Origin of the sequence: Nocardioides caeni (genome assembly GCF_004912195.1) — a bacterium.
Taxonomy (GTDB): domain Bacteria; phylum Actinomycetota; class Actinomycetes; order Propionibacteriales; family Nocardioidaceae; genus Nocardioides; species Nocardioides caeni.
The window spans coordinates 1-24,092 of sequence record NZ_STGW01000012.1 but is presented as its reverse complement, the minus strand read 5'-3'; the positions used below and the strand labels follow the sequence as shown (position 1 = coordinate 24,092).

The 24,092-nt window shown below is 71.7% G+C and carries 22 protein-coding genes; 13 read left to right on the top strand and 9 right to left on the bottom strand.

Annotated elements, in window-relative coordinates:
* Window positions 1–148 precede the first annotated feature (148 nt).
* The 5 genes from E9934_RS15290 to E9934_RS15270 all read left to right on the top strand — a co-directional run bounded on the left by E9934_RS15290 (window position 149) and on the right by E9934_RS15270 (window position 5,174).
* On the top strand, window positions 149–1,846 hold the full coding sequence (locus tag E9934_RS15290) for a PHA/PHB synthase family protein (protein WP_136563767.1): 1,698 nt from the start codon (window positions 149–151) through the stop codon (window positions 1,844–1,846).
* Window positions 1,843–2,685: a poly(3-hydroxyalkanoate) depolymerase gene (phaZ, locus tag E9934_RS15285; RefSeq protein ID WP_202977337.1), complete on the top strand. Its 843-nt coding sequence runs from the start codon at window positions 1,843–1,845 to the stop codon at window positions 2,683–2,685. The genes E9934_RS15290 and phaZ overlap by 4 nt, the downstream gene beginning before the upstream one ends.
* A 22-nt stretch (window positions 2,686–2,707) precedes the next feature.
* Window positions 2,708–3,796 (top strand): HpcH/HpaI aldolase/citrate lyase family protein, encoded by a 1,089-nt coding sequence (locus E9934_RS15280; RefSeq protein ID WP_136563766.1) that lies wholly within the window; start codon window positions 2,708–2,710, stop codon window positions 3,794–3,796.
* 5 nt (window positions 3,797–3,801) lie between these two features.
* The gene (locus tag E9934_RS15275) at window positions 3,802–4,668 is read left to right on the top strand and encodes an HpcH/HpaI aldolase/citrate lyase family protein (RefSeq protein ID WP_136563765.1); all 867 of its coding nucleotides are present in this window, start codon (window positions 3,802–3,804) and stop codon (window positions 4,666–4,668) included.
* A 101-nt stretch (window positions 4,669–4,769) separates the two neighbouring features.
* On the top strand, window positions 4,770–5,174 hold the full coding sequence (locus E9934_RS15270) for a secondary thiamine-phosphate synthase enzyme YjbQ (protein WP_238694991.1): 405 nt from the start codon (window positions 4,770–4,772) through the stop codon (window positions 5,172–5,174).
* Between the two features lie 56 nt (window positions 5,175–5,230).
* On the opposite strand, the gene E9934_RS15265 is transcribed toward E9934_RS15270, so the two are convergent.
* Window positions 5,231–5,470, bottom strand: coding sequence for a hypothetical protein (locus E9934_RS15265; protein ID WP_136563763.1), 240 nt, complete (start codon window positions 5,468–5,470; stop codon window positions 5,231–5,233).
* Between the two features lie 143 nt (window positions 5,471–5,613).
* Between E9934_RS15265 and E9934_RS15260 the strand changes: the two genes are divergently transcribed.
* Entirely contained in the window at window positions 5,614–5,958 is a 345-nt protein-coding gene (locus E9934_RS15260; RefSeq protein WP_202977336.1) for a TraR/DksA family transcriptional regulator, read from the top strand.
* A 12-nt stretch (window positions 5,959–5,970) separates the two neighbouring features.
* Here E9934_RS15260 and E9934_RS15255 read toward each other — a convergent pair whose 3' ends face one another.
* Entirely contained in the window at window positions 5,971–6,885 is a 915-nt protein-coding gene (locus E9934_RS15255; protein ID WP_136563761.1) for an SGNH/GDSL hydrolase family protein, read from the bottom strand.
* Window positions 6,882–8,063, bottom strand: coding sequence for a PucR family transcriptional regulator (locus tag E9934_RS15250; protein ID WP_136563760.1), 1,182 nt, complete (start codon window positions 8,061–8,063; stop codon window positions 6,882–6,884). The genes E9934_RS15255 and E9934_RS15250 overlap by 4 nt, the downstream gene beginning before the upstream one ends.
* Window positions 8,064–8,157: 94 nt before the next feature.
* On the opposite strand from E9934_RS15250, the gene E9934_RS15245 reads away from it, so the two are divergent.
* The 3 genes from E9934_RS15245 (at window position 8,158) to E9934_RS15235 (ending at window position 11,541) form a co-directional block, all read left to right on the top strand.
* Entirely contained in the window at window positions 8,158–9,306 is a 1,149-nt protein-coding gene (locus tag E9934_RS15245; RefSeq protein WP_238694990.1) for a ferredoxin reductase, read from the top strand.
* Between the two features lie 52 nt (window positions 9,307–9,358).
* Window positions 9,359–10,597 carry a fatty acid desaturase family protein gene (locus tag E9934_RS15240; protein WP_136563758.1) on the top strand — a complete coding sequence of 413 codons (1,239 nt, stop codon included), beginning with the start codon at window positions 9,359–9,361 and terminating at the stop codon, window positions 10,595–10,597.
* Window positions 10,598–10,746: 149 nt separating this feature from the next.
* Complete coding sequence (locus E9934_RS15235) at window positions 10,747–11,541, top strand: crotonase/enoyl-CoA hydratase family protein (RefSeq protein WP_136563757.1); 795 nt, start codon at window positions 10,747–10,749, stop codon at window positions 11,539–11,541.
* A 36-nt stretch (window positions 11,542–11,577) separates the two neighbouring features.
* On the opposite strand, the gene E9934_RS15230 is transcribed toward E9934_RS15235, so the two are convergent.
* The 3 genes from E9934_RS15230 to E9934_RS15220 form a co-directional block, all read right to left on the bottom strand.
* Window positions 11,578–13,482 (bottom strand): glycosyltransferase family protein, encoded by a 1,905-nt coding sequence (locus tag E9934_RS15230; protein WP_136563756.1) that lies wholly within the window; start codon window positions 13,480–13,482, stop codon window positions 11,578–11,580.
* 233 nt (window positions 13,483–13,715) lie between these two features.
* Window positions 13,716–14,642, bottom strand: coding sequence for an oxidoreductase (locus E9934_RS15225; RefSeq protein WP_136563755.1), 927 nt, complete (start codon window positions 14,640–14,642; stop codon window positions 13,716–13,718).
* A gap of 26 nt (window positions 14,643–14,668) precedes the next feature.
* Window positions 14,669–15,484, bottom strand: a complete 816-nt coding sequence (locus E9934_RS15220) for a maleylpyruvate isomerase family mycothiol-dependent enzyme (protein WP_136563754.1) — start codon at window positions 15,482–15,484, stop codon at window positions 14,669–14,671.
* 59 nt (window positions 15,485–15,543) lie between these two features.
* On the opposite strand from E9934_RS15220, the gene E9934_RS15215 reads away from it, so the two are divergent.
* Window positions 15,544–16,578: a DUF3558 domain-containing protein gene (locus E9934_RS15215; protein WP_136563753.1), complete on the top strand. Its 1,035-nt coding sequence runs from the start codon at window positions 15,544–15,546 to the stop codon at window positions 16,576–16,578.
* Window positions 16,579–16,673: 95 nt separating this feature from the next.
* Here E9934_RS15215 and E9934_RS15210 read toward each other — a convergent pair whose 3' ends face one another.
* Entirely contained in the window at window positions 16,674–18,539 is a 1,866-nt protein-coding gene (locus E9934_RS15210; protein ID WP_136563752.1) for an acyl-CoA dehydrogenase, read from the bottom strand.
* Window positions 18,540–18,725: 186 nt separating this feature from the next.
* Here E9934_RS15210 and E9934_RS15205 point away from each other — a divergent pair, with 186 nt between their 5' ends.
* Both E9934_RS15205 and E9934_RS15200 read left to right on the top strand, forming a co-directional pair.
* Window positions 18,726–19,184 (top strand): RrF2 family transcriptional regulator, encoded by a 459-nt coding sequence (locus E9934_RS15205; RefSeq protein ID WP_136563751.1) that lies wholly within the window; start codon window positions 18,726–18,728, stop codon window positions 19,182–19,184.
* Window positions 19,185–19,327: 143 nt separating this feature from the next.
* Window positions 19,328–21,943 carry a hypothetical protein gene (locus tag E9934_RS15200; protein WP_136563750.1) on the top strand — a complete coding sequence of 872 codons (2,616 nt, stop codon included), beginning with the start codon at window positions 19,328–19,330 and terminating at the stop codon, window positions 21,941–21,943.
* Between the two features lie 3 nt (window positions 21,944–21,946).
* On the opposite strand, the gene E9934_RS15195 is transcribed toward E9934_RS15200, so the two are convergent.
* Entirely contained in the window at window positions 21,947–22,609 is a 663-nt protein-coding gene (locus E9934_RS15195; RefSeq protein WP_136563749.1) for a hypothetical protein, read from the bottom strand.
* Between the two features lie 113 nt (window positions 22,610–22,722).
* Between E9934_RS15195 and E9934_RS15190 the strand changes: the two genes are divergently transcribed.
* On the top strand, window positions 22,723–23,175 hold the full coding sequence (locus E9934_RS15190) for a nuclear transport factor 2 family protein (RefSeq protein ID WP_136563748.1): 453 nt from the start codon (window positions 22,723–22,725) through the stop codon (window positions 23,173–23,175).
* Between the two features lie 115 nt (window positions 23,176–23,290).
* On the opposite strand, the gene E9934_RS15185 is transcribed toward E9934_RS15190, so the two are convergent.
* On the bottom strand, window positions 23,291–23,923 hold the full coding sequence (locus E9934_RS15185; RefSeq protein WP_136563747.1) for a DUF2461 domain-containing protein: 633 nt from the start codon (window positions 23,921–23,923) through the stop codon (window positions 23,291–23,293).
* Between the last annotated feature and the right edge of the window lie 169 nt (window positions 23,924–24,092).

Here is a 24,092-nt window from a genome sequence, read left to right as displayed (position 1 = left end):
TCCGCGTGGCGGGTCTTGTGCTCAGGCACACAACCAGCGGAGGAAGTCGGTGCGGTGGCCCGATGCCCCCGGAGGCCTCCGGGGGCGAGGCTGGGAGCACCACCCGACACCGCCGTCGACCCACTCGCACCCTCACGAGGAGACTTCGATGAGCACCACCACGCCCGCCCGTCTCGCCGACGCCGACACCGCCGCCCCGCTGGACGCCCTGCTGGTCGACGCGGCCCTCGGCCCCGTCCGCCGCTTCCTCCCCGACGCGTCCACCGCGAAGTGGGCCGTCTCCCTGGCCCGCCGGCCGCGCACCACGGCCCGCCGGCTCGGGGACCTCGCCGCCGAGGCCGCGCGGATCGCCGCCGGGACGTCGGAGCTGGCGCCGCGGCGCGGCGACCGACGGTTCACCGACGTCGGCTGGACGGACAATCCGCTGCTGCGCCGGCTGGTCCAGCTCTACCTGGCCGGAGGCAAGACCGCCGAGCAGCTGATCGACGACGCCGATCTCGACCCGCGCGACCGCAAGCGGGTCCGCTTCCTGGTGGAGAACGTCGTCGAGGCGATCGCGCCGAGCAACGTGCCGCTGGTCAACCCGGCGTCGGCCAAGGCGGTCATCGACACCGCCGGCCTGAGCCTGGCCCGCGGTGGGGCGCAGCTCGTCAAGGACCTCGCGTCCGCCCCGCGGATCCCGGACATGGTCGACACCTCCGGGTTTCGACTCGGCGAGAACGTCGCAGCGACGCCGGGCGCGGTGGTCTTCCGCAACGAGGTGCTCGAGCTGATCCACTACGCGCCGCAGTCCGACGAGGTCTACGAGGTGCCGGTGATGATCGTCCCGCCGACGATCAACAAGTTCTATGCCGTCGACCTGGCGCCGGGCCGGAGCCTGGTCGAGTTCTGCGTGCAGAACAGGCGCCAGATGTTCGTGATCTCGTGGCGCAACCCGGACGCCCGGCACGCTGCCTGGAATTTCGACACCTACGCCCGCGCGATCCTGGACGCGCTCGATGCCGTCGAGGAGATCACCGGCAGCGACCGGACGGTGCTCGCCGGCATCTGCTCGGGCGGCATCCTCGCGAGCATCGTGGCGGCCTACCTCGCCGGCATCGGCCGCCAGGACCGGTTGGCCGGGGTCGTGCTCGCCGTGACCGTCATCGACAACCACGAGGCGGGGACCGTCTCGGCGCTGACCGATCCGAGGATGGCGACGCTGGCGAAGGCCCGCTCGGCGAAGCAGGGCTACCTGGACGGCCGCTCCCTGGCGGAGGTCTTCGCATGGTTGCGGCCGAGCGACCTGATTTGGAACTACTGGGTCAACAACTACCTGCTCGGCAAGCGGCCGCCTGCCTTCGACATCCTCTTCTGGAATGCCGACACGACGCGGATGTCCGCGGGCCTCCACGCCGACTTCGTCGACATGGCGGTCGGCAACCAGCTCACCCGGTCCGGCGCCGTCAACGTGCTCGGCGTGCCGATCGACCTCGGCGCGGTCACCATCGACAGCTACATCGTCGCCGGGATCGCCGACCACATCACGCCGTGGGAGAACTGCTTCCGCACCACCCAGCTCTTCGGCGGCAGGTCGCGCTTCGTGCTGTCGACCAGCGGCCACATCGCCGCGCTGGTGAACCCGCCGGGCAATCCGAAGGCGACCTTCCACACCAACGACGACCCCACCCCCGACGCGAAGACCTGGCTCAAGAGTGCGGAGACCCACGAGGGCACGTGGTGGCATGACGTGACCGGCTGGCTCGACGAGCGCTGCGGCGACCTCGAGCCGGCGCCGAAGGAGCTGGGCTCGGTCCGGCTGCGGCCACTCGCCGAGGCGCCCGGCACCTACGTCTTCGACAAGTGAGGTCACCCGCCTTGGAGCTGCGCCAGCTCACCGTCCTCGGACACTCGGTCCGGGTCGCCGTACGGCCGGGCACGGAACCCGGGCCGCCGCTCCTCCTGTGCAACGGCATCGGCGCCAGCCTGGACCTGCTGCAGCCGTTCGTCGACGCGCTCGACCCACGGATAGGGGTGGTGCTCTTCGACGTCCCGGGCGTCGGCGGGTCGCCGGACCCGAAGGTGCCCTACAACTTCGCGCTGCTCACCGTCGGCATCGGCGCGATGATGAGCCGGCTCGGCTTCGAGGAGTACGACGTCCTCGGCATCTCGTGGGGCGGCGGACTCGCGCAGCAGATCGCCTTCCAGCAGCCCCGCCGCTGCCGGCGACTGGTGCTGGTCAGCACCGCCACCGGCTCGCTGATGGTGCCCGCCCCGCCACGGGTGCTGCGCAAGATGATCACCCCGCAGCGCTACCGCGATCCCGACTACGCCGTCCAGGTCGCCGCCGAGCTCTATGGCGGGCAGATGCGCGACCGGCCCGACGACGTACGACGCCTGATGCACGACCACTCCCGGGTGGGCTCGCGCAAGGGCTACCTGCTGCAGCTGCTGGCCGGGGCGGGCTGGTCCAGCCTCCCCGCGCTGCCGCTGATCCGGCAGCCCACGCTGGTCCTCGCCGGCGACGACGACCCGATCATCCCGCTCGTCAACGCGCGCATCATGACGCGGCTGCTGCCGAACGCGACGCTGCACGTCTACCCCGACGGACACCTGGGCCTCGTGACCAGCGCCGACACCCTCGCTCCGCTGGTGGCCGGCTTCCTGCGTCCGCGGCGAGACATCCGTCATACCCGAACCAGGTGACCCGCCGGTAGGTTGTCGCAACGTGAGTCACAAGAGCGCCAAGGACTTCTTCCGACCGCTCGCCGTGGGTGCCCCGGCCCCGCTGCGCGAGATCCCCGCCCGGCCCAGCCGCGCCATCCACTTCTTCGACCCGTCGAACGAGAAGATGGCCGCGAAGATCCCTGACATGGTCGGCACCGTCGACGTGCTGCTCGGCAACCTCGAGGACGCCGTCAAGGCCGACAACAAGGTCGCCGCCCGCGAGGGGCTCGTGCGGATCGCGCAGGCCACCGACTTCGGCCCGACCCAGCTGTGGACGCGGATCAACTCGCTCGACAGCCCCTGGGTGCTCGACGACCTCACCACGCTGGTGCCCGCGATCGGCGAGAAGCTCGACGTGATCATGGTGCCCAAGGTGCAGGAGCCTGCGGACATCCACTACGTCGACCGGATCCTCGCCCAGCTCGAGGCGAAGGCCGGCATCACCAAGCCGATCCTGATCCACGCCATCCTCGAGACCGCCCGCGGCGTGGCCAACGTCGAGGAGATCTGCGGCGCCTCCCCGCGCATGCAAGGCCTCTCGCTCGGCCCGGCCGACCTCGCGGCCGACCGCAAGATGAAGACCACCCGCGTCGGCGGCGGCCACCCCGGCTACCTCGTGCGCGAGGACGCCCCCCGCGGCGAGGACGGCCTGCCCGACCTCGACGCGAAGCGCGCGATCTTCCAGCAGGACCTGTGGCACTACACGATCGCCAAGATGGTCGACGCCTGCGCGACGCACGGCATCTACCCCTACTACGGGCCGTTCGGCGACATCAAGGACACCGTCGCCTGCGAGGACCAGTTCCGCAACGCCTTCCTGCTCGGCTGCGTCGGCACGTGGTCGCTGCACCCCGTGCAGATCAAGATCGCCAACCGCGTCTTCTCCCCCAGCGTCGAGGACATCGCCCACGCCCGTCGCGTGGTCGCCGCCATGGGCGACGGCACCGGCGCCGTGATGATCGACGGCAAGATGGAGGACGACGCCTCCCTCAAGCAGTGCCTGGTCCTCGTCGAGCTCGCCGAGAAGCTGGCCGAGATCGACCCCGACCTCAAGGCCACCTACGACGCCATCGAGACCCCGGAGGCCTGATCACCATGACCGAGTTCAAGCCGCTGCGCTCCGTCCTCTACATGCCCAGCTCCAACGAGCGGGCGCTGGAGAAGGCGAAGACGCTCCCCGCCGACGCGATCATCTTCGCCCTCGAGGACGCCGTCGCCCCCGACGCGAAGCCCGCCGCCCGCGAGGCCGCCGCCGCCGCGGTCGCGTCGGGCGAGTACGGCCGTCGTCACCTGATCATCCGGGTCAACGGCATCGGCACCGAGTGGCACGACGACGACATCCGGGCCGCCGCCGCGGCCGGTCCCGACGTGGTGCTCGTCCCCAAGGTGAACTCCGCCGAGGAGGTCCAGCAGCTCGTGGCTGCCCTCGAGACCGCCGGCGCGCCGGCGAAGACCACGCTGTGGGCCATGGTCGAGACCCCGATCGGCATGCTCAACGCGCTCTCGATCGCCCAGGCCTCCGACCGCCTCACCGGCTTCGTGATGGGCACCAACGACCTCGTCAAGGAGCTCTACGCCGAGCACGTCCCCGGCCGCCAGCCCGTGATCACCGGCCTCGGCCTCGCGCTGCTCGCGGCCCGCGCCGCCGGCATCGTCATCATCGACGGCGTCTACAACAACGTGAAGGACACCGACGGCTTCCTCGCCGAGGTCGAGCAGGGCCGCCAGATGGGCTTCGACGGCAAGACGCTGATCCACCCCGGCCAGGTCGAGGGCGCCAACACCGGCTTCGCGCCGAGCGAGCAGGCCGTCGAGGACGCCCGCGGCCTGATCCAGGCGTGGGAGGACGGGAAGGGCTCGGGCGTCGTCACCTACAACGGCAAGATGGTCGAGAGCCTCCACGTCGAGTCCGCCGAGCGCACGCTGTCGATCCACGCCGCGATCCAGGCCCTGCAGGGCTGATCGGAACCCGCTGGACGGTAGTCCCGGGGCAAAAGCACCGGAATTCGCCCGGAATTGGTGCTTTTGACCCGGGACTACCGCGCCGGGGCAGGATGAACGGTGTGGACAGCGAGACGCGCACCTACCGCACCGGCGACCGTGAAGCGGTCCTCGACCTGACCCGCGACTGCGAGTCCTACGCCGCTGGTCGCGGCGACGGCCTCCTGCACGTCTTCGTCCCCCACGCCACCGCCGGGATCGCGATCCTGGAGACCGGCGCCGGGAGCGACGACGACCTGCTCGCCGCGCTCGCCGACCTGCTCCCGGCCGACGACCGGTGGCGACACCGCCACGGCAGCCCCGGGCACGGCCGGTCCCACGTGATGCCTGCCCTCGTCCCGCCGTACGCGACGGTGCCGGTGCTCGACGGTCGCCTGGCCCTGGGCACCTGGCAGAGCATCTGCCTCGTCGACCTCAACATCGACAACGAGGTCCGCGAGGTCCGCTTCAGCTTCCTCGCCGGCTGAGCGGCGGGGCCGACCGGCCCTGCTGGCTGGGCTGGGCCGGTCTGGGCCGGGCTGGGTCAGTCGTCGGCGGGGTCGGGCGTCTGGGTGCTCTCGAGCCTGGTCTCCTCGGGGTGCTCGACCCGGTCGTCGGACTCCTCGAGGATCGCCTCCGCCTGGGCCTCCGGGTCGGCGCTGCCGACCTCCTGCTCCTCGGGCAGCAGCTCGGAGCGTTCCGCGACCCGCTCGGCGTCACGCTCGTCGTAGCCCGGCTCGGTGCTGGTGTCCGCGGGCCGGTCCTCGGCAGGTGTCTCGCTCATGGTCTGGCCGTACCCAGGTCGGTGCACGCCAGCCTCGCCGGCGGCCCCACCGATTCCCGGCGACTCCCGACGACTCCCGGCGACTCCCGGCGACTCCCGGCGACTCCCGGCGACTGTCGGCGCAACCCGGCACCATGGCTGCCATGGACCCGAGGAGCCGGCTGGAGGAGGAGCGCGCCCGGACCCTGCGCCGTCTCGCCGACCTGACCGACGACTTCGCGTCCGTCGTGGCCGCCTCGCGCGACACCAACGCCGACGACGAGCACGACCCGGAGGGCGCGACCATCGCGTTCGAGCGCTCGCAGACCGACGCGCTCATCCGCCAGGCACGCCGGCACCTGGACGAGATCGACGCGGCGCTGGCCCGGGTCGCCAACGGCACCTACGGCGTGTGCGAGGGGTGCGGGCAGTCGATCGCCACGGCCCGCCTCGAAGCCCGCCCGAGCGCGCGCACCTGCATCGGCTGTGCCGCAGCGGCCGCCCGCTGAGTGCCGGCGGACTCAGGGCGCGAGCAGCGCCTCGAGCTCGTCCGCGACCGCCTCCTGGTGATCGGCATAGGGGTGCAGCGGCAGGCCCGGCCCGGTGGGCTGCAGGCCGGCGATCCACGGGTCGATCGCGCAGGCGTCGTGCCCGCGACTGGCGGCCCACATGTCGACGTAGTCGACGCCCGACCGCAGCGCGCCGCGTCGTACGGCCTCGACGATGCGGCGGTTGAGCCCGTGGGCGAAGGCGAGGTCGGCCGCGGCGATCGGCAGAGCGTCGCACGACCGGCCGGACGGGACGATCCGCGGGTAGCCGACGACCACCACTCGCGCCCGGGGCGCGCGGTCGCGCACGAGGTCGACGGATCGTGTCGTACGACGGGCCAACGCAGCGAGCTCGTCGCTCAACCGGCCGTCCGCGAACCGTCCGGTCGCCGAGCAGGCCTGGCCGGTGGGCAGACCGGGCAGGCCTGCGCAGCTGCTGACCAGGTCGCCGAAGAGCCCGCCGTCGTTGGCGCCGATGCTCAAGGTCACGAGGTCGACCACGGGACCGAGGGCGTCGAGCTGCGGCGCGGTCCCCCGCTCGCGGCCCCCCTGGGCGGAGGTCAGGTCGTCGCTGGTCGCGCCCGAGCAGCTGACGTCGACCAGGTCGAGGTCGAGGCGCCGGGCCAGCAGGTGGGGATAGTTGGCGTCCGTGCGCAGGCACAGGGAGCGCCCGACGGGCTCACCGACGCCGGGCGCGGCGGTGTAGGAGTCGCCGAGGGCGACGTAGCGCAGCCGGGAACCGGTCACCCCCTCCGACGGACCGGCAGTGGTCGCCGAGGGCGACGCGGTCCTGTCGGCCCCGCCCCCTCCCGACGCCGAGCAGCCGCCGAGCAGCAGCGCGGCGGCGGCGGCGGTCACTGCGACGGCGACGGCTCGCCCGGCCATCATCCCGAGCTCTCCTCGACGCCGAGGGCGATGGTCAGGGCGAGCACCGTCTCCGGGTCCTCGAGCGCCTCCCCGAAGAGCTCGCGCACCTGGCCCATCCGATAGCGGATCGTCTGCGGGTGCACGAAGAGCGCTGCAGCCACCTCCTCGCGCCGGCCCTGGTGGAGCAGCCAGGCGCGCAGGGTCTCGCGCAGCTTCGCCGCCGTGGCCGGCCGCACGTCGTCGAGCGGGGCGAGGACCCGCGCCCGCAGGTCGGCGAGTGCGCCGTCGTCGGCGGTGAGGACCAGGCGCGGCAGGTGGGTCTCGGTGTCGCCGACGAGGCCGAGCTCGCGGGCCCGCATGACCCGGTCGTACGACGCCCGGACCTCCTGCCACGGACGGGCCGGCCCGACGAGGCAGTCGCGGCCGGCGACCGCGCGCAGGACGGTGGCCCGCCGCTTCCCGTGGACGTCCGGGACGAGGATGAGCGCGGCGCCCTCGAGATCGGGGAGGTCGGGCACGGGCAGCGCGCGTCGCAGCGACTGCAGGAGGGTGCCGACCTGGGCGTCGGGCGCGACGACGACGGTGAGCGTGGTCGGCAGCGACCACTCGGCGCGCTCGGCGGACGCGAGCACCGTTGCTTCCGGAGCGCCGGTCACGAGGTGACGGCCCAGCCGCTCGAGCATGCGCTGCCGGATCCTCACCTCGGTGGCGGACTCGTCGCGATGGCCGGCGACGCTGGCGGCCGACAGCTCGTCGATGTAGGCGAAGACGAGCTCGGCGAACGACGCGATGGTGGCGGGCTCGATGCCCTGGGCGACGGCCTGGGTGGAGAGGTGCTGCCAGGACACACGGGCGCCGATCCGGTAGGCGGAGAGCAGTGCGTCGCTCGTGCGGCCACTGCGGGCCTCGCCGCGTCCGAGCTGATAGGCGCCGTCGACCGCGGAGGACTGCGGCGCGAGGGCGTCGGGACCGGTCCGGTCACTGATGAGGGACAGGAAGCCGCCGAGCGCGATCTGCACGGCGGTGCGGATGGTCTCGCCCATCGGGCCGCCGAAGGCGTCCTCATAGGCCGGCACCTCGCGGATGATGGTGGCGACGACGTCGTCGGCCACCGTCGGCAGCTCGGCCCGGATGGCCAGCACGGTGACGTGCGGCAGCAGCGCGTCGGGACGCTCGCGCCGCAGCATCCTTCGGACCATCGGGCACTCCTTTGTTCTCTCCGAACAAAATAGATCGTTGGATTCACCAGTGACGGTCATGAGTTTAGACGGTGTCACTGGAATGCTCGATACCGTGAGCATCAGCACCGCACCCGCCGAGACCACCGGCGCCCGCCGACTCCGGTCCGGCCTGCGCTCGTTCCTCGACGCGGCCGTCACGCCCCTGAGCGTCGACGACCTCCTCGACCACTTCGCGCCGCTACGTCCCGCCGCAACCGGCCTCCAGGGTCGCATCGTCGCGGTCGACTCCGAGACCACCGACGCCGCGACCATCGTCATCAAGCCGGGCCGCGACTGGGCCGGACACATCCCGGGCCAGTACGTCCGCGTCGGCGTCGACGTCGACGGCGTCCGCCTGTGGCGCACCTACTCGCTGACCCACGGTCCACGCCCCGACGGCCGCATCTCGATCACCGTCAAGGCGATCCCGGGCGGCGCCGTCTCGCAGCACCTCGTCCGCACAGCGAAGGTCGGCCAGATGCTGCAGCTCGCGCAGGCCGAGGGCGACTTCGTCCTGACCCCGCCGGCTCCCGGCGCGCAACAGAAGCTGCTGCTCGTCACCGCCGGCTCCGGCATCACGCCGGTCATCGGCATGCTGCGCAACCTCTACTCCCGCAACGAGGCCGAGGCCCGCGCGGCCTACGACATCGTGCTGGTCCACTCCGCCATGAAGCGCGACGAGGTCATCTTCGGCGCCGAGCTGCGCGCCCACGCCGATGCCGGCCGCCTGCGCCTCATCGAGCGACACACCGACACCGACGGCCTGCTGACCACCGCCGACCTCGAGGCCGAGGTCCCGGACCTGGCCGAGCGGGCGGCGTACGCCTGCGGCCCGGCGGGCCTGCTCGACACTCTCGAGGCGTTCTATGACGAGCGCCGGCTGACGCTGCACACCGAGCGCTTCCGCCCGACCGTCGTCGCCACCGACGCCGCCGGCGCCGAGGGCGGCACGATCGCCTTCACCGGCCCGTCCGCCACGACCCTCGAGGTCGACGGCGCCACCCCGATCCTCGACGCCGCCGAGTCGGCCGGCGTCCTCATGCCGAGCGGCTGCCGGATCGGCATCTGCATGGGCTGCGTCCTGCCGATGAAGTCCGGCGCCGTGCGCGACCTGCGCAACGGCGAGATCACCGTCGCCGTCCCCGGCGAGACGCACCCCGACGGCGTGCCGATCCAGACGTGCATCAGCGCCGCCGCCGGCGACTGCCACATCGCCCACTGACACCCACTGAGCGCCCACCGAGCCTCACGACTCCCCCAACGAAAGGCTGACGATGACCACGATCACCCAGAAGCCCAGCAACCCGATCGCGCACCTGTCCTCCGAGCAGATCGAGGCGCTCGGCGCCGAGCTCGACGCCATCCGCCAGGAGGTGCTGGACACCCGCGGTGAGCGCGACGCGGCCTACATCCGCAAGGTCGTCGACGTGCAGCGCAAGCTCGAGCTCGGCAGCCGTGCGCTGCTGCTCGCCAGCATCTTCCCGCCGGCCTGGGTCGCCGGGACCGTCGGGCTGAGCGTCGCCAAGATCCTCGAGAACATGGAGATCGGCCACAACGTCATGCACGGCCAGTGGGACTGGATGCGTGACCCCAAGATCCACTCGACCACCTGGGAGTGGGACAACGCGACGCCGTCGGAGGCGTGGAAGCACTCGCACAACCAGGTCCACCACGCCCACACCAACATCGTCGGCAAGGACAACGACCTCGGCTACGGCATCATGCGCGTCGACGAGGAGCAGCGCTGGCACCCGTTCTTCCTCGCGCAGCCGGTGTGGAATTTCATCAACGCCTGCTTCTTCGAATACGGCATCGCCGCCTACGACCTCGAGCTGGGCCGCAATCTGCGCATCCCGAAGGAGAAGCGCAGCGAGGCGTTCAAGGCCAACCTCAAGGGCACGCTGACCAAGATCCGCAAGCAGGCCACCAAGGACTACGTCGTCAACCCGGCCCTCGCCATCCCGACCGGCTCGTTCCTCCCTGCCCTGGCGGCCAACTTCACCGCCAACCTGGTGCGCAACGTGTGGTCGCACTCGGTCATCATGTGCGGTCACTTCCCCGAGGGCGTCGAGACCTTCGAGCTCAAGTCGATCCCCGAGAACGAGACCCGCGGCGAGTGGTACCTGCGCCAGATGCTCGGCTCCGCCAACTTCTCCGGCTCGACCGCCATGCACATCATGAGCGGCAACCTGTCGCACCAGATCGAGCACCACCTCTTCCCGGACCTCCCCAGCAACCGGTACGCCGAGGTGGCCCCGAAGGTGCAGGCCGTCTTCGAGAAGTACGAGCTGACCTACCTCACCCGCCCGTTCGTCCCGCAGGTCGCGAGCGCCTGGCACAAGGTGATCCGCCTGTCCTTGCCCAACGGCTGGCTGGAGACCACGAACGCCCGGAACCTGCCGAGTCAGCTGGTCGCCCTCTACAAGATCACCACCGCCGACAAGCGCAAGCGCCGCGTCATGCTGAAGCTGCTGGAGCGCAAGGCGAAGCAGGAGTACGCCGAGGCCGCCTGACGTCGGGCTCGCCCCGGGGCCGATTCACCACGGTATGTGGGTGAGCCCCCACTTCCCGGGCGGAGCTCCACACGGGAAGTGACAGCTCGACCACATACCGTGGTGAATCGCACCACCGGACCCGGTTACCCACCGGTAGCATGAGCGTCATGAGTCACGTCTCCTGCACCGTCGCCGACGGCATCGCCCACGTCCGGCTGGACCGCGCGGACAAGCTCAACGCGCTGACCCTCGATCTCCTCGAGGACCTCGTCGCGACGGGCCGGGCGTTGCGCCGCGACAAGACGCTGCGGGCCGTGGTGGTCAGCGGCGAGGGCGACGCCTTCTGCGCCGGTCTCGACTTCGCGTCGGTGCTGCGCAACCCGGCCGGGGTCGCCAAGGCGTTCGTGCCCCGCCCCTGGCGCGGCACCAACACCTTCCAGGAGGCGCCGTGGACCTTCCGGCGGATCCCGGTGCCGGTGATCGCGGCGGTGCACGGCCACTGTCTCGGCGGCGGTCTGCAGATCGCGCTGGCGGCCGACTTCCGCATCGCCACCCCGGACTCGCGTTGGTCGGTGATGGAGGGCAAGTGGGGCCTGATCCCCGACATGTCGGGCGTGCAGGCGCTCAAGGAGCTCGTCGGCATCGACCAGGCCAAGCTCCTCACGATGACGGCCGAGGTCATCGACGGCTCCCGCGCCCACGAGCTGGGCCTGGTCACTCGACTCGACAACGACCCGGTGGCCGCCGCACTGCGCCTCGCCGAGGAGCTCACCGCCAAGTCGCCGGACGCCCTGGCCGCGGCCAAGCGCCTCTTCGACGGCACGTGGAACGCGTCCCCGCGTCGTACGTTCGCGCGCGAGCGCATCGAGCAGGCGTTCCTGCTCGCCTCTGCCAACACCCGCGCGGCCCGCGAGGCGGCGTTCAAGAAGGCGGAGGCCGTCTACGGTCCCCGCGGCCGCTGACGAGCCGCCGCTGATCCGGACGGGGCCGGATCGGCGTCACACCAGGAAGGACGCCGGGTTGCGGACGACGCGCCGCCGTCCGGCACCGGTCGCGAGCGCCAGCAACGCCGACCATGTCGCACCGGCGTGCAACAGCCAGTGCAGCGGGAGCAGCGCGGCGCCACACGCTGCGCGCCAGCCCTGACGCCGGACGAGCACCAGCGCCGCGACCATCGCGGCCGAGCCGAGCACGAGAGCGGTCTCCCCGACCCCGAGCCACGCGGCGCGCGCGACCAGGGGCAGGCCCGCGCCCTGCGCACCGCCGTCGACGAAGGTCAGCGTCGCGGTGAGCAGCGAGCCCAGCAGGAGCACGGGATAGGCGAGGAACATCGTCGGCATCGACAGCCCCAGCACGGCCTCACCCAGACCGGGCCGGTCGGGCCGGCGTCCCAGTGCCGCCGCCAGCTGCCGCAGGCCCGCGAGCTGCGTGTACGCCGACGCCTGTGACCGCTCGTGCATCCAGTGGAGCGGACCCGGCGCGCGCGGGCGGAGGGACGTCGAGTCGAGCACCTCGAAGCGAGCGCGGCGCTGCGTCGGCGACTGCGCCTCGGGCAGCTGCCACGTTGCGGCCTCGAAGCCGCCGAGCCGGCGCAGCAGCCGCATGTTGAAGTGGGTGGAGCAGAAGTCGAGGGGCAGCACGGCGCCCGGGCGACCACCGGTCGACCTGTCGAGCTGCAGGGCGTCGTCGACCCCGGTCATCCGCCCGAACAGCGACGGAGCGTCGACCTCCGAGCGGCGGGCGACGCGGAGCCCGGCGAGCGGTGCCCGGTCGGGCCGGTGGTCGATGAGATCGAGCAGGTCCGCCTCGAAGGCGGCCACGGCAGCGCGCAGCTGGTCGGGCACCGGCGCGGCATCACGCTCGTAGGCGACGACGTAGCGCCCGTGCGCGATCGCGAGGCCGTGGTCGCTGGCCGCGACCGGGTCGCGGAAGTCGTCGACCGGCAGGCGCACCACACGGACCCACTCGGGCGGTGCGACCCGACGTACGGCGTCCATGGTCACCGCGTCGGTCTCGGCGACCAGCAGGATGGCGTCGAGCCGGGCGCGCGGGTAGTCGAGCATCTGCAGGTGATCGAGCACGATCCGCAGCCAGCTCTCGCCGCCCCAGAGGCGGACCAGCACCGAATAGACCGGCAGGGACAGGTCGAGGTCCTCATCCAGGGGGCTCGCCACGGGACCGAGCGGCGCCGGGCGTCCGAACGCGTGGTCCGCGCCCGTCCACGGGCCGAGGGGCCGGGGGCCGTCAGCTGCCGGGACGAGCTCGTCGGCGATCGCCGAGATCGCGAGGGCGGACTGCAGCGCGGCGCCGACGACGAACAGGGCGCCGGCGGTGAGGACCAACCAGGCGAGCGCGACCGGCGGCAGGGCCACGGCGAGCGCGACCGCGCCGATGGAGCCCAGCAGGGTCATCACGTGGTGGACCGGGCCGACGACGTCGTCCCGGCGACGGTCACGCCGCTCCGTGGCCGCGAGCCGCGAGCGCCGGCTGCGCAGCGTGGCCCAGTCGAGGTCGCGCTCGGTGCACGCGACCAACCGGATCTGACGCCCCGGGAAGTACTCGCTGACCTCGGTGAGCAGCTCCTCCGCCGGACGTACGGCGGTCGCGACGACCACCGCTCCGTCGGCCGCGATCTCGCAGGCCACCCAGCCCAGCTCGGCGGTGACCTCGGGGCTGGCCTGCACGGCGACGGAGGAGTCCGGCGGACGGACGACGAGGTCACGGGTCTCGAGGTGCCAGCTGCGGGCGAGCGCGTCGTGGAAGGCCGAGCGGCTGATCGCGCCCGACTCGATCAGGTGCCGGCCGACGTAGCCGCCCTCGTGGCGTTGCCGGTCGAGGGCAGCGGTCAGGTCGGCGGGGTCGATCCTCCCCGCCCTGATCAGCTGCGCTCCGATGTGCGCCATCGTCGCTCCCCCACGTCCACCAATTCCGAAACCGGACTGCTCCCGGATCCGCCGACGCGGAACTTCCTGACGTCCACGGTAGGGGCGTGCGGGATGCCGGCAAGCGGATGTCGGGATCCTTTACCGACCATGCGCAAAGTCAGGACGATCGTCCCGTTTCTCCGGTCCGATCGGAGGATTGCCCGGCCTTGACCGGCCCGCGTCGACGACTCACACCGCCGGTGCGCCGAGGGTCACGGATAGCGCAGGTCGGTCGCCTTCTCGCTGATCTCCCAGAGCTCTCGAGCGGCCTTCTCGTCGCGGGCGAGCCGACTGCGGCCCACCACGCGCGGGTTGCCCGAGAACTGTCCTGGCCCTCCGGGACCGACGAAGGTGCCGCCGGGCAGGTCCGCCGTCGCTGCCATCAGCGAGGGCAGGGCCCCGGCCGCCGCCGATTGCGACACGGCCCGGATCGTGCCGTCGAGGATCGACGCGATGCCACCGGAGGACCGGCCGTACTGGCCGTTGGCCGCGAGATGGGTGCCGGCGAAACCGGGATGCGCCGCCAGGGCGCGCACCGGGAGCGCGGCCGCCGCGAGCCGACGGTCCAGCTCCGCGGTGAAGTAGAGGTTGGCGAGCTTGGACTGCCCGTAGACGCGCCACTTGTGATAGCGACCGGTCTGCTCCCGGGGGTCGCCCAACGGCGCCCGGCCGGCCACGTTGTGCATGATCGAGGACACCGTCACCACCCGTCCCTCACCACCCTGTGCGAGCTGCGGCAGCAGCAGGCCGGTCAGCAGGAACGGGCCGAAGTGGTTGGTGGCCATCTGCAGCTCGAGCCCGTCAGCCGTTCGGGAGTACGACGTCCCCATCACCCCGGCGTTGTTGACCAGGAGGTCGATCGCGCCGACCTGCTCCGCAGCCGCCGCCGCCTGACGCACGGAGGCAAGGCTGGCGAGGTCGAGGTGCAGGGCCTCCAGAGTGGCTCCTGGCACGTCACCGCGGATGGCGGCGACGGTCTCCTCCACCTTGGCCGGGTTGCGTCCGGCCAGCACCACCCGCGCACCCTTCCGGGCGAGCTCGAGCGCGGTGTGGTGGCCGAGCCCACCCAGGGTGGGTCCGGTGACGACGGCCGTCCGTCCCGTCTGGTCGGGAAGGTCGGCGACACTCCACTTCTCCATCGGCGCCTCTCGGGTGTGGGCCGCGGCTACGGCGTGGTGGCGAGCTGGGTGACGATGCGTGCCCCCAGCCCCTGGTCGCCCGAGATCGTGATCGCCCCGTCGGCGGCCGCGCGCCGTCCGCCGGCGAGCACGATGAAGGACTCCCGGTCCATGTCGAGCCGGACCGTGGGATCGGCGGGGACGTCGGCCAACGGGCGGCCGCGGCCGTCGTCGCCGATCTCGACCGCGACGGGGTCGCTGCCGGCGACGGCGAGGACGGCCGTCGTACCGGCCGGCGGGGCGATGCGCTTGCCGACGACGAACCCGAACCCCTGCGCGAGGTAGTCGGCGGTGTGCCGGGCGCCGGGCGAGTCCATGCCGCCGGGCCGGCCGACGGCACGCCGGATGTCCTGCTCGTGCATCCACACGTCGAGCGGCCGGTTGCGCAGCAGGGTCTGCGTCGTCCATCCGATCATCCCGAAGATGCCGGGCGCGGGGGCCGCGGCGTCGGTGGGCGGGTCGGCGACGAGCGCCGCGTGCCGCTCGGCGGTGCGCGCGCGGATCTCCTCGATGATGGCGGCCGGCTCGGTGTCGCGCCGGGTGACGACCCCGATCTCGGTGAACTGTCCCATCGGGCCGGTGACGTGCGGCGGCTCGCCGACGTCGGCCTGCTCGTCGGGTCCGCCCGCGAGGAGGGACTCGAGGTGCGCGGTGTGGGAGGCGACCGCCTTGACGTCCCAGCCGGCGAGGTCCGTGGGCTGGGCCCAGTCGTCCGGCCCGAGCTCCTCCAGGAGTGAGAGGAGCTCCTGCACGGAGCTCCACCACGCGTCGACGTACCCGGCCAGCTGTTCTCGGTCGCTCACGCCGCCGATGCTAGTGGGAGCCGCGGTTGGCACGCCCCCGATCGGGGTAGTCAGCGCCCGTGACGACCCTGATCTCCCGCGCCGGCACCGTCCTCGGCGCCTCGCTGCTCGCTGTGTCCCTCGTCGCCTGCGGAGCCGAGGACGGCGGGATGCAGCGGATGCCGTCGACGGGAGCGGCCGGGAGTGGCGCCGCGACCAGCGAGCCGGAGCCGGACGAGCACGCAGCGGTGGAGCCGTGTTCGCTGCTGTCCGACGACGAGCGCGCGGAGATCATCGGCCGACCTGAGATCTCCTATGTCAGCCAGGGGCTCGCGCCGAGCGACACGCACCTGTTCGAGTGCGCGCTGATCGAGCCCGAGGAGTCCCTCGCGCTGATCCGCTTCGGCTACGCCACCGTCCCGGACCCCGGCTTCGAGGAGAGCGTCGATTACGACGTCGAGACCGGCGCCCGCCTCACCGAGCTCGAGAAGGTCGGCGACCGGGCTCTCGTCGTGCGCGACTCCTACCAGCTCGATGCGTGGGCGACCCTCGGCGATTACACGGTGTTCATCAGCTCCAGCTGGCATGAAGCCGACGACGACACGCTCACGGCCCTCCTGCAGTCGATGCTCGACAAGACGGTGCCGGGGATGCTGGAGCATCCCGTGCTGCTGCCGGAGGCGTGCCCCTCGCCCACCTCTCAGCGGATCGTCACCGCCGTCGGCACGGTCCAGCGTGCTGCCGGCTCCGCCGACGAGCGCCACCTGCAGTGCCAGTACGCCTCGGCGCGCAAGACGCTCCACCTCGGCTCCTACCCCTCGACCCGTGACTACATCAGGCTCAAGACCGGCCCCAACGCCCCGTACGCCGGCCTGGCCTCCGAGGACCGGGAGCGGTTGGTCTATCAGCGGGGCGCCGTGACGATGCTGACGTCGAGCGACGTGGGGCCCTACTCGTTCACCTATCTGGAGCGCCCGCCCCAGGTGATCACCGCCAACCTCTCCTCCACCTACCGCTTCCGGACCTCGCCCGGGTATCCGCACTTCGACATGCCCGCCTTCCGCTCCCTGGACCGGTGGTGGGCCCTGGCCCAGATCGCCCGGCTGCGGGCGTGAGCCGCCGACGGTTCACTGAGACGACCCACCGGGACAGCACGACGGCCGCACCGGAGATCCGGTGCGGCCGTCGTGGCGTGCGGCTGATCAGCTGATCAGAACGCGGCCTCGTCGAGCTCCATCACGTCGAGGTTGACGCCCTGGGCGAGCTTCAGCTCGGCCGAGAGGCGCGGCAGGTTGAGCTGCGCGAACCACTGGGCGGCGGCGACCTTGCCCTCGTAGAAGGCCTTGTCGGCACCGGCGTCGCCGCCGAGCTTCTCCAGAGCGACCTCGGCGCCGCGGAGCAGCAGCCAGGCGCAGACGACGTCACCGATCGCGTTGAGCACGCGGGTGGTGTTGAGGCCGACCTTGTAGATGTTCTTGATCTCGTCCTGGGCGGACATGAGGTCGTTGATCATCAGGCTGACGATCGCCTCGGCGTCGGCCAGCGCGTTGGCGAGGAGCTCGCGCTCGTTCTTCAGTCGACCATTGCCGGCCCCCGACTCGATGAACGCCTTGATCTCCGTGGCGACGTGGCCCAGCGCCTTGCCCTGGTCCTTGACGATCTTGCGGAAGAAGAAGTCCTGGCCCTGGATCGCCGTGGTGCCCTCGTAGAGGGTGTCGATCTTGGCGTCGCGGACGTACTGCTCGATCGGGTACTCCTGCAGGAAGCCCGAGCCACCGAAGGTCTGGAGGGACTCGGTGCCCAGCAGCACCCACGAACGCTCCGAGCCGTAGCCCTTCACGATCGGGAGCAGCAGGTCGTTGACGGCCTCGGCGAGCTCGTTGCGCTCACCAGCAGCCTTCGCGATCTGGACCTGGTCCTGCCAGGTGGAGGTGTAGACGACCAGCGAGCGCATCGCCTCCGCGAACGACTTCTGGGTCATCAGCGAGCGGCGCACGTCGGGGTGGTGCGTGATCGTGACGCGCGGCGCGGCCTTGTCACCCGACTGGGTGAGGTCGGCGCCCTGGACCCGCTCCTTGGCGTAGTCAAGGGCGTTGAGGTAGCCGGTCGACAGGGTCGCGATGGCCTTCGTGCCGACCATCATGCGGGCGTTCTCGATGACGTCGAACATCTGGCGGATGCCGTCGTGCACCTCGCCGAGCAGCCAGCCCTGCGCCGCCTCGCCACCGCCGACCTGCGAGTCGCCGAAGGTGAGCTCGCAGGTGTTGGACACCTTGATGCCCATCTTGTGCTCGACGTTGGTGACATAGACGCCGTTGCGCTCGCCGGTCAGCTCACCGCTCTGGTGGTCGAAGTGGTACTTCGGCACGAGGAAGAGCGAGAGGCCCTTGGTGCCGGGCCCGCCGACGCCCTCGACGCCCTTCGGGCGGGCGAGGACGAGGTGCATGATGTTCTCCTGCAGGTCCGACTCAGCGCTGGTGATGAAGCGCTTGACGCCGGAGATGTTCCAGGAGCCGTCCTCGTTGGGCGTGGCGAAGGTCTTGCCGGCACCCACGTCGGAGCCCGCGTCGGGCTCGGTCAGCACCATGGTGGCGCCCCACTGGCGCTCGACCATGATCTCGGCGATGCGGACGTCGCGCTCCACGCCGTTGGCGTTCTTGAAGACGACCGATCCCATGGACGGGCCGGTGCAGTACATCCAGATCGGCGCCTGGGCGCCGAGGACCATCTCGCCGGTGGTCCACACCAGCGACGGCGGCGCGGTCGTGCCGCCGATCTCCTCCGGCAGGCCCAGGCCCCAGAAGCCCGAGTCCATCCAGGCGTCGTAGGACTTCTTGAAGGACGCCGGAACCGGCGCGGTGTTGGTCGCCGGGTCGAAGACCGGGGGGTTGCGGTCGGCGTCGACGTACGACGCTGCGAGGTCCTCGCGGGCGAGGCGCTCCACCTCGGAGAGGATCTCGCGCGCGGTGTCGGCGTCCATCTCCTCGTAGAGGCCGGTGCCGAGGTAGTCCTGCACGTTGAAGAGCTCGAAGAGGTTGAACTCGATGTCGCGCAGGTTGCTCTTGTAGTGGCTCACTTCTTCCACCGTTTCCATAGGGGTTCGTCGAGACTTACTCGCCAGTAACTTAATGATACGCAGGCTGCTTGCTGGCTGCAAGCAGAACGGGAGTGACGGTCGCCGCTCGTTCCTGCGTCCCCCGGCGTCCCCGGAGCCTTCGAGTAGGTCGACTGAGTCGATCGAGCAATCTGACAGACTGGACTCATGCGCGTCTCCGCCAAGTCCGACTACGCCCTGCGGGCGCTCATCGTGATGGCCGCTCGAGACGACGCGCGTGCCGTCAGCGCGGAGGAGCTCGGGCGCGTCCAGGACATCCCCCACGGCTTCCTCCAGGCCATCCTCGCCGACCTGCGCCGGGCGGGCATCGTGATGTCCCAGCGCGGCCAGTCCGGCGGCTGGCGGATGGCCCGGTCCGCCGCCGAGGTGTCGATCGCCGACGTCATCCGCGCCGTCGACGGTCCCCTCGTCTCGGTCTACGGGCTGCGCCCCGAGGCGGTCGCCTACAACGAGCAGGCCGACGTGCTCCAGCACGTGTGGATCGCCGCCCGCCGCGCGCTGCGCGAGGTCTTCGAGGACGTCTCGATCCAGGCCCTCGCCGATGGCAAGCTCCCCGAGGCCGTCACCAGCCGCACGGCCGACGAGGACGCCTGGGCGCCCCACTGATCCCTGGGACCCCCGCCTGACTTCGGCCTGACCGCTCAGCCGCCGGGGCGGGCCACCGATCGGGCGGACAACGGCCGTGCGTCCCACCGGGGCGCACCGGCGCAGGACGCGCCGGAGGCCACGTTGCCAGGGAAGGTGACACCGTGGCAGTTCGCCGTGTCCTCGTCGCGATCGCGCTCAGCCTCGCGTTCGTCGTACCGTCGGCCCTCACGCACTTCTCCGACGCGCCCGTGCAGGAGGAGCGCTGCCCCGACGGAGATGCCCTCGCCTGGGTGCTGCCCGGCGCCTGCCAGCACACGGACGTGCCGCCGCCGGGGGTCGACCCGACCGAGCCGGTCAGCACCACCGAGCTGCGCACCCGTGACGGCGGCGGCGCGGAGGCCTGGGCAGCGGCGGAGGACCTCGGCGTACCGGCTCCCGCGCAGGCGGCCGCGGCCAGCCCGGCGGTGACCTGCGACGGCGACGGAGCGAGCGGCTACCGCACCCAGGCGATGTACGTCGTCGAGGCGGGCCGGACGAACCGCTACGCCGCGCTGCAGTCCAGCATCCAGCTGTGGGCGGCGGGCGTCGACGACGTCTTCAACCGCTCCGCCGCCCTCACCGGCGGCGTCCGGCACGTCCGCTACGTGACCGACACCGACGGCAGCACCTGCGTGGCCCGCGTCCTCAACGTCACCGTGCCGGCCGGATCGATGTCGTCGTTCAACGCCACGATCACCGCGGTGCAGGCGCTCGGCTACGCCGACCCGGCCCGCAAGTACCTGATGTGGACCGACGCCACCGTCCTGTGCGGCGTCGCGTCGATGTATCCCAACGACGGCCAGACGCAGGCCAATCCCAACAACGGCAGCTATGCGCAGTACGCCCGCATCGACGCCGGCTGTTGGGGCTTCGGTGACGGCGCCGCCCAGCACTCCGTGGAGGCCCACGAGCTGCTGCACACCATGGGCGGCGTCATGAGCACCGCGCCGCACGGCACCCGCGCCGGTCACTGCTGGGACGAGGCCGACACCATGTGCTACGCCGACGGCGGCGGCTTCGCCATGCAGCAGATCTGCCCGACCCAGCGCGAGTACCTGCTGGACTGCAACAACGACGACTACTACTCCACCTACCCCGACCCGGGCAGCTGGCTCGACGGCCACTGGAACGCCGCCGACTCCCGCTTCCTCATCGGCGGCGGCGACGGCTCCGGTGGCGGCTCGCTCGGGCAGCCGACGGTTCTCGGCGCGACCATCTCCGTCAACAACCCGGCGGTGCCGGGGTTGTCGACCCAGGCCTCCGTCGCACCCTCGCTGCCGTCGGGGCGCACCGTCACCGGCGTGCAGTGGAAGGCCGCCCGGACCGACTGCACCTTCAGCGCGCCGACCGCACTGCAGACCGACGTCGCCTGCAACGCCGGCTCAGCCACCGCGACGACCGTGACCGTCACCCTGACCGACTCCTCGGGCGCGAAGAAGGCGGTCACCAGCCCCCTCACCTTCGCCGGCGGGCCGGGCCGCGCGGTCTCGGTGGCTCTCGGCGCGGCCGGGCAGTCCCCCACCAGCGGCGGCTCCGCCGGCGTCTGCACCGGCGCGCCTTTCGGACTGACCGCCACGGCCACCGACACCGCCAGCGGCCAGCCCGTGAAGGGCCTCGCCACCGTGCTCACCCGCCAGACGGCAGCGATGACCGCACCGACCAGCGCGGGCGCACCGCTCACCACGGCCACCGGCACCGCGACGCAGTCGCAGACCGCGACGGTCGTGACGACGTACCGCGGGACGACGAAGGCGGGCACCGTCTTCGCTGCGGCGGCCCCGGTCTCGCTCGTCGCGGTGCCGGCGAAGTGCAGCACGGCGCTGAGTGCCGAGGCCAGCGACGACCGTGTCTACTACGGCGACGCGGTGACCGTCAGCGGCACGCTCGAGGCCACCTCCGGCAGCGCGACGGTCGTGCCGGCGGGCGCGACGCTCGCGGTCCGGCTGACGACGCCCGCCGGGAAAATGCTCGCCCTCGGGTCGGCCAAGGTGGGCGCCGACGGCACCTACGCGCTGGCGACGAAGCCCACAGCCTCCGGCACGATCACCGTCGTCCTGGCTGCGAGCTCGGCGTACGTCGCCGCCACGGCCACGGCCGGGGTGGTCACCGTCGACCTGCCCACCACCAGCGTGACGGGTGCCGTCGACCGCACGGACGTCGGCTACGGCGACGCCATCCGCGTGACCGGCACGCTGGTCCGCGACGCGGGTGGCGCGGTGACGCCGCTGGCGAGCAAGTCGGTGAGCGTCTTCGTGACACCACCCGGCGGCACGGCCGTGCGGATCGGCTCTGCCAGCACGACCGCGACCGGGAGCTACACCGCGACGATCCCGCTGCGCACCAGCGGCACCCTCTCCGTCGTCTTCGCGGGCGCCGCGGGACTACCGACGTCACGGACGGACGTCGGGACCGTCACGGCAGGGCAGTGGAGCACGACGTTGACCGCGACGTCCGCTGCCACCACGGTGCCCGCAGGCGGGTGGACCACCCTCAGCGGCACGCTCAGCCGCACCTACGGCGGCGCGACGTCCCCCGGCGCGCGGTTGCGGCTCAAGGTCGTGTTCCGCCCCACCGGCAGCTCCACCGACACCATCGTCACCTCGGTCACCACGACCGCGACCGGGACCTTCACGACCCGGATCTATCCGAAGGCGAGCGGCACCTGGCGGGTCACGCTGACCTCGACGCTCGGGTACGCCGACGCGAGCTCGGCCACGCGGACGGTGAGCGTCAGCTGACAGTCAGGCCGCGAGCCTGCGCTTGAGCTTGCGGCGCTTGCGGTCGAGCTCCTCCAGGCGCACCTCGAGGGAGGCGTTGCGGCGGGCGAGACGCTCGACCTCGCGGAGCGCGTCCGGCAGCGAGGGCAGACTGGGGGTGGCCGCCGGGACGACCTCGAGCGACAACGACGACGTCCCGAAGCCGACCAACCTGCCGAAGGCCTTCCAGACGTCGGCGGGCGCCCGGCCGTCGGTCTCGACGACGTGGAGCCGCTCCGGCTTGCGGACCGCGGCCGCCCACCCCCGCAGGGTCGCCGCCTCGTCGTCGAGCCCGGTGGTCACGACGACGTGGACCTGGAAGCCGGCGAGAGCGTCGAGGAGGAGAGCGATCTGCTCCTGACTCGCCCCGGCGAGCATGGTCTGGCTGAAGACGAGGTCCGCGCGGGCCCTCTCCGCACGCCGGACCAGGCGGACCCACTGGCCCTCGACGTCGCCACGCTTGAGCCCCCAGTCCTGGTGGGTGCGGGTCAGCTCGACGGCGGCACGGAAGCTCTCGGCGGGCGAGTGCGCGAGGGACGCGACGCCCAGCTCGACGATCGCCGCGTGGTGGTGGGCCAGCGCCGGCTCGATCACGTCACCGGCCCCGGGCATGCCGACGTGCAGCCAGGCCTTGTGCTTCTTCGCCATGGCCCGAGCATCACCCCTGCTGGTGAGCACGTCGTGAACGACAGGTGACGCCCGGGACTACGCTCGCGGCACGAGACCTAGAACCTGTTCTATTTCTGTCCTACGCTGACGCCATGATCACCTCCGACGCCATCGTCTGGAACGCCCCGAACGACCCGCACCCGGCGCGGGCGGCGTCGCAGCGTTCGTACTCCGCCGTCGCCAAGGGCGACCTGGCCGAGTGGCTCACCGTCTATGCCGAGGACGCGATCCTCGAGGACCCGGTGGGTCCGTCGATGTTCGACCCCGACGGCAAGGGCCACCACGGCCACGCCGGGATCTCCGCCTTCTGGGAGAAGGCGATCGCCCCGATCGCGACGTTCGAGTTCCAGATCAACGACTCGTTCGCCAACCCGGGCAGCAACACCTGCGCCAACATCGGCCGGATCAAGACGTCCTTCCCGGACGGATCGCACACCACGACCGACCTGATCATGGTCTACATCGTCGACGACGAGGGTCGTGTGAAGTCGATGAAGGCCTTCTGGGAGCCCGACCGCACGATGGCGAGCTTCACCTCCGCCTGACCCCTCACTGGGGCTGGTCGCAGGCCGTCGTTCGGGATAGTCCCTGCCCAAAAGCACCGATTTCCGGCGTTCTGCGGTGCTTTTGGGCAGGGACTATCCCGAACCGCAGGCACCGTCACACGGCGGTGGCGTCGGCGATCCAGTTGACCAACGGCCGCAGGCGGCGCCAGTCCTCCCGCACGCGGTCGAGCAGCTCGGCGGTGTGCACGAACGGCTCGAACCCGTAGGAGCGCATGCCGAGCACGGTCTTCATCCTCAGCAGGTCGATGCGCGGGTGGTCCTTCTCGTAGCCGCGTGGCGCGGTCTTGAGCCGCTCGCCGGCGATCTCGAACCCGGCACGCTCGAGGTCGCGCAGGATCCGCTGCAGGCGCACGCCCGACTTGTCGTCGGCCATCGCCTCCCGCATCGCGGCCAGCCGCTCACCGCTGGCCTCGTAGACGCCGCCGCCCACCCGAACGCCGGGCGCCGCCACCTCGACGTACCAGCCACTGGCGGGACCGACGGCCACGAACGCGCCCTGGTGGGTCTTGTAAGGGGTCTTGTCCTTCGCGAACCGGACGTCCCTGTAGGGCCGGAACACCTTCGCCGTCCCGAACTCCTGCGCCAGCGCCTCCGTCAGAGCGACCATCGGCGCCTTCACCTGCGTGGCATAGACGTCCTTGTGGGCGTCCCAGAACGACTTGGTGTTGTCGACCTCGAGGTCGTCGTAGAAGTCGAGGGCAGCGACGGGGAAACCGGTGAACTCCACGACGAGAGCGTACGGCGGGCAGGTTGGCTCCGACGTCTCGTGACGGCCGTGGCCGGCCTCCTCGACGACCAGGGCCCCGCGCGGCGCTCGCGCTCCGGCCCTGCAGAGTCGGCCTGCCGCCAGACCAGGGCAGGACCTACGGAAGACAACTGCGGCGCGGCAGCGCGGC

Bases quoted from the DNA above. Each gene is read 5' to 3' on its own strand.
- E9934_RS15290 (WP_136563767.1), top strand. From the start codon at position 149: ATGAGCACCACCACGCCCGCCCGTCTCGCCGACGCCGACACCGCCGCC.
- E9934_RS15275 (WP_136563765.1), top strand. From the start codon at position 3,802: ATGACCGAGTTCAAGCCGCTGCGCTCCGTCCTCTACATGCCCAGCTCC.
- E9934_RS15265 (WP_136563763.1), bottom strand. From the start codon at position 5,470: ATGAGCGAGACACCTGCCGAGGACCGGCCCGCGGACACCAGCACCGAG.
- E9934_RS15260 (WP_202977336.1), top strand. From the start codon at position 5,614: ATGGACCCGAGGAGCCGGCTGGAGGAGGAGCGCGCCCGGACCCTGCGC.
- E9934_RS15255 (WP_136563761.1), bottom strand. From the start codon at position 6,885: ATGATGGCCGGGCGAGCCGTCGCCGTCGCAGTGACCGCCGCCGCCGCC.
- E9934_RS15250 (WP_136563760.1), bottom strand. From the start codon at position 8,063: ATGGTCCGAAGGATGCTGCGGCGCGAGCGTCCCGACGCGCTGCTGCCG.
- E9934_RS15240 (WP_136563758.1), top strand. From the start codon at position 9,359: ATGACCACGATCACCCAGAAGCCCAGCAACCCGATCGCGCACCTGTCC.
- E9934_RS15235 (WP_136563757.1), top strand. From the start codon at position 10,747: ATGAGTCACGTCTCCTGCACCGTCGCCGACGGCATCGCCCACGTCCGG.
- E9934_RS15230 (WP_136563756.1), bottom strand. From the start codon at position 13,482: ATGGCGCACATCGGAGCGCAGCTGATCAGGGCGGGGAGGATCGACCCC.
- E9934_RS15225 (WP_136563755.1), bottom strand. From the start codon at position 14,642: ATGGAGAAGTGGAGTGTCGCCGACCTTCCCGACCAGACGGGACGGACG.
- E9934_RS15205 (WP_136563751.1), top strand. From the start codon at position 18,726: ATGCGCGTCTCCGCCAAGTCCGACTACGCCCTGCGGGCGCTCATCGTG.
- E9934_RS15195 (WP_136563749.1), bottom strand. From the start codon at position 22,609: ATGGCGAAGAAGCACAAGGCCTGGCTGCACGTCGGCATGCCCGGGGCC.
- E9934_RS15190 (WP_136563748.1), top strand. From the start codon at position 22,723: ATGATCACCTCCGACGCCATCGTCTGGAACGCCCCGAACGACCCGCAC.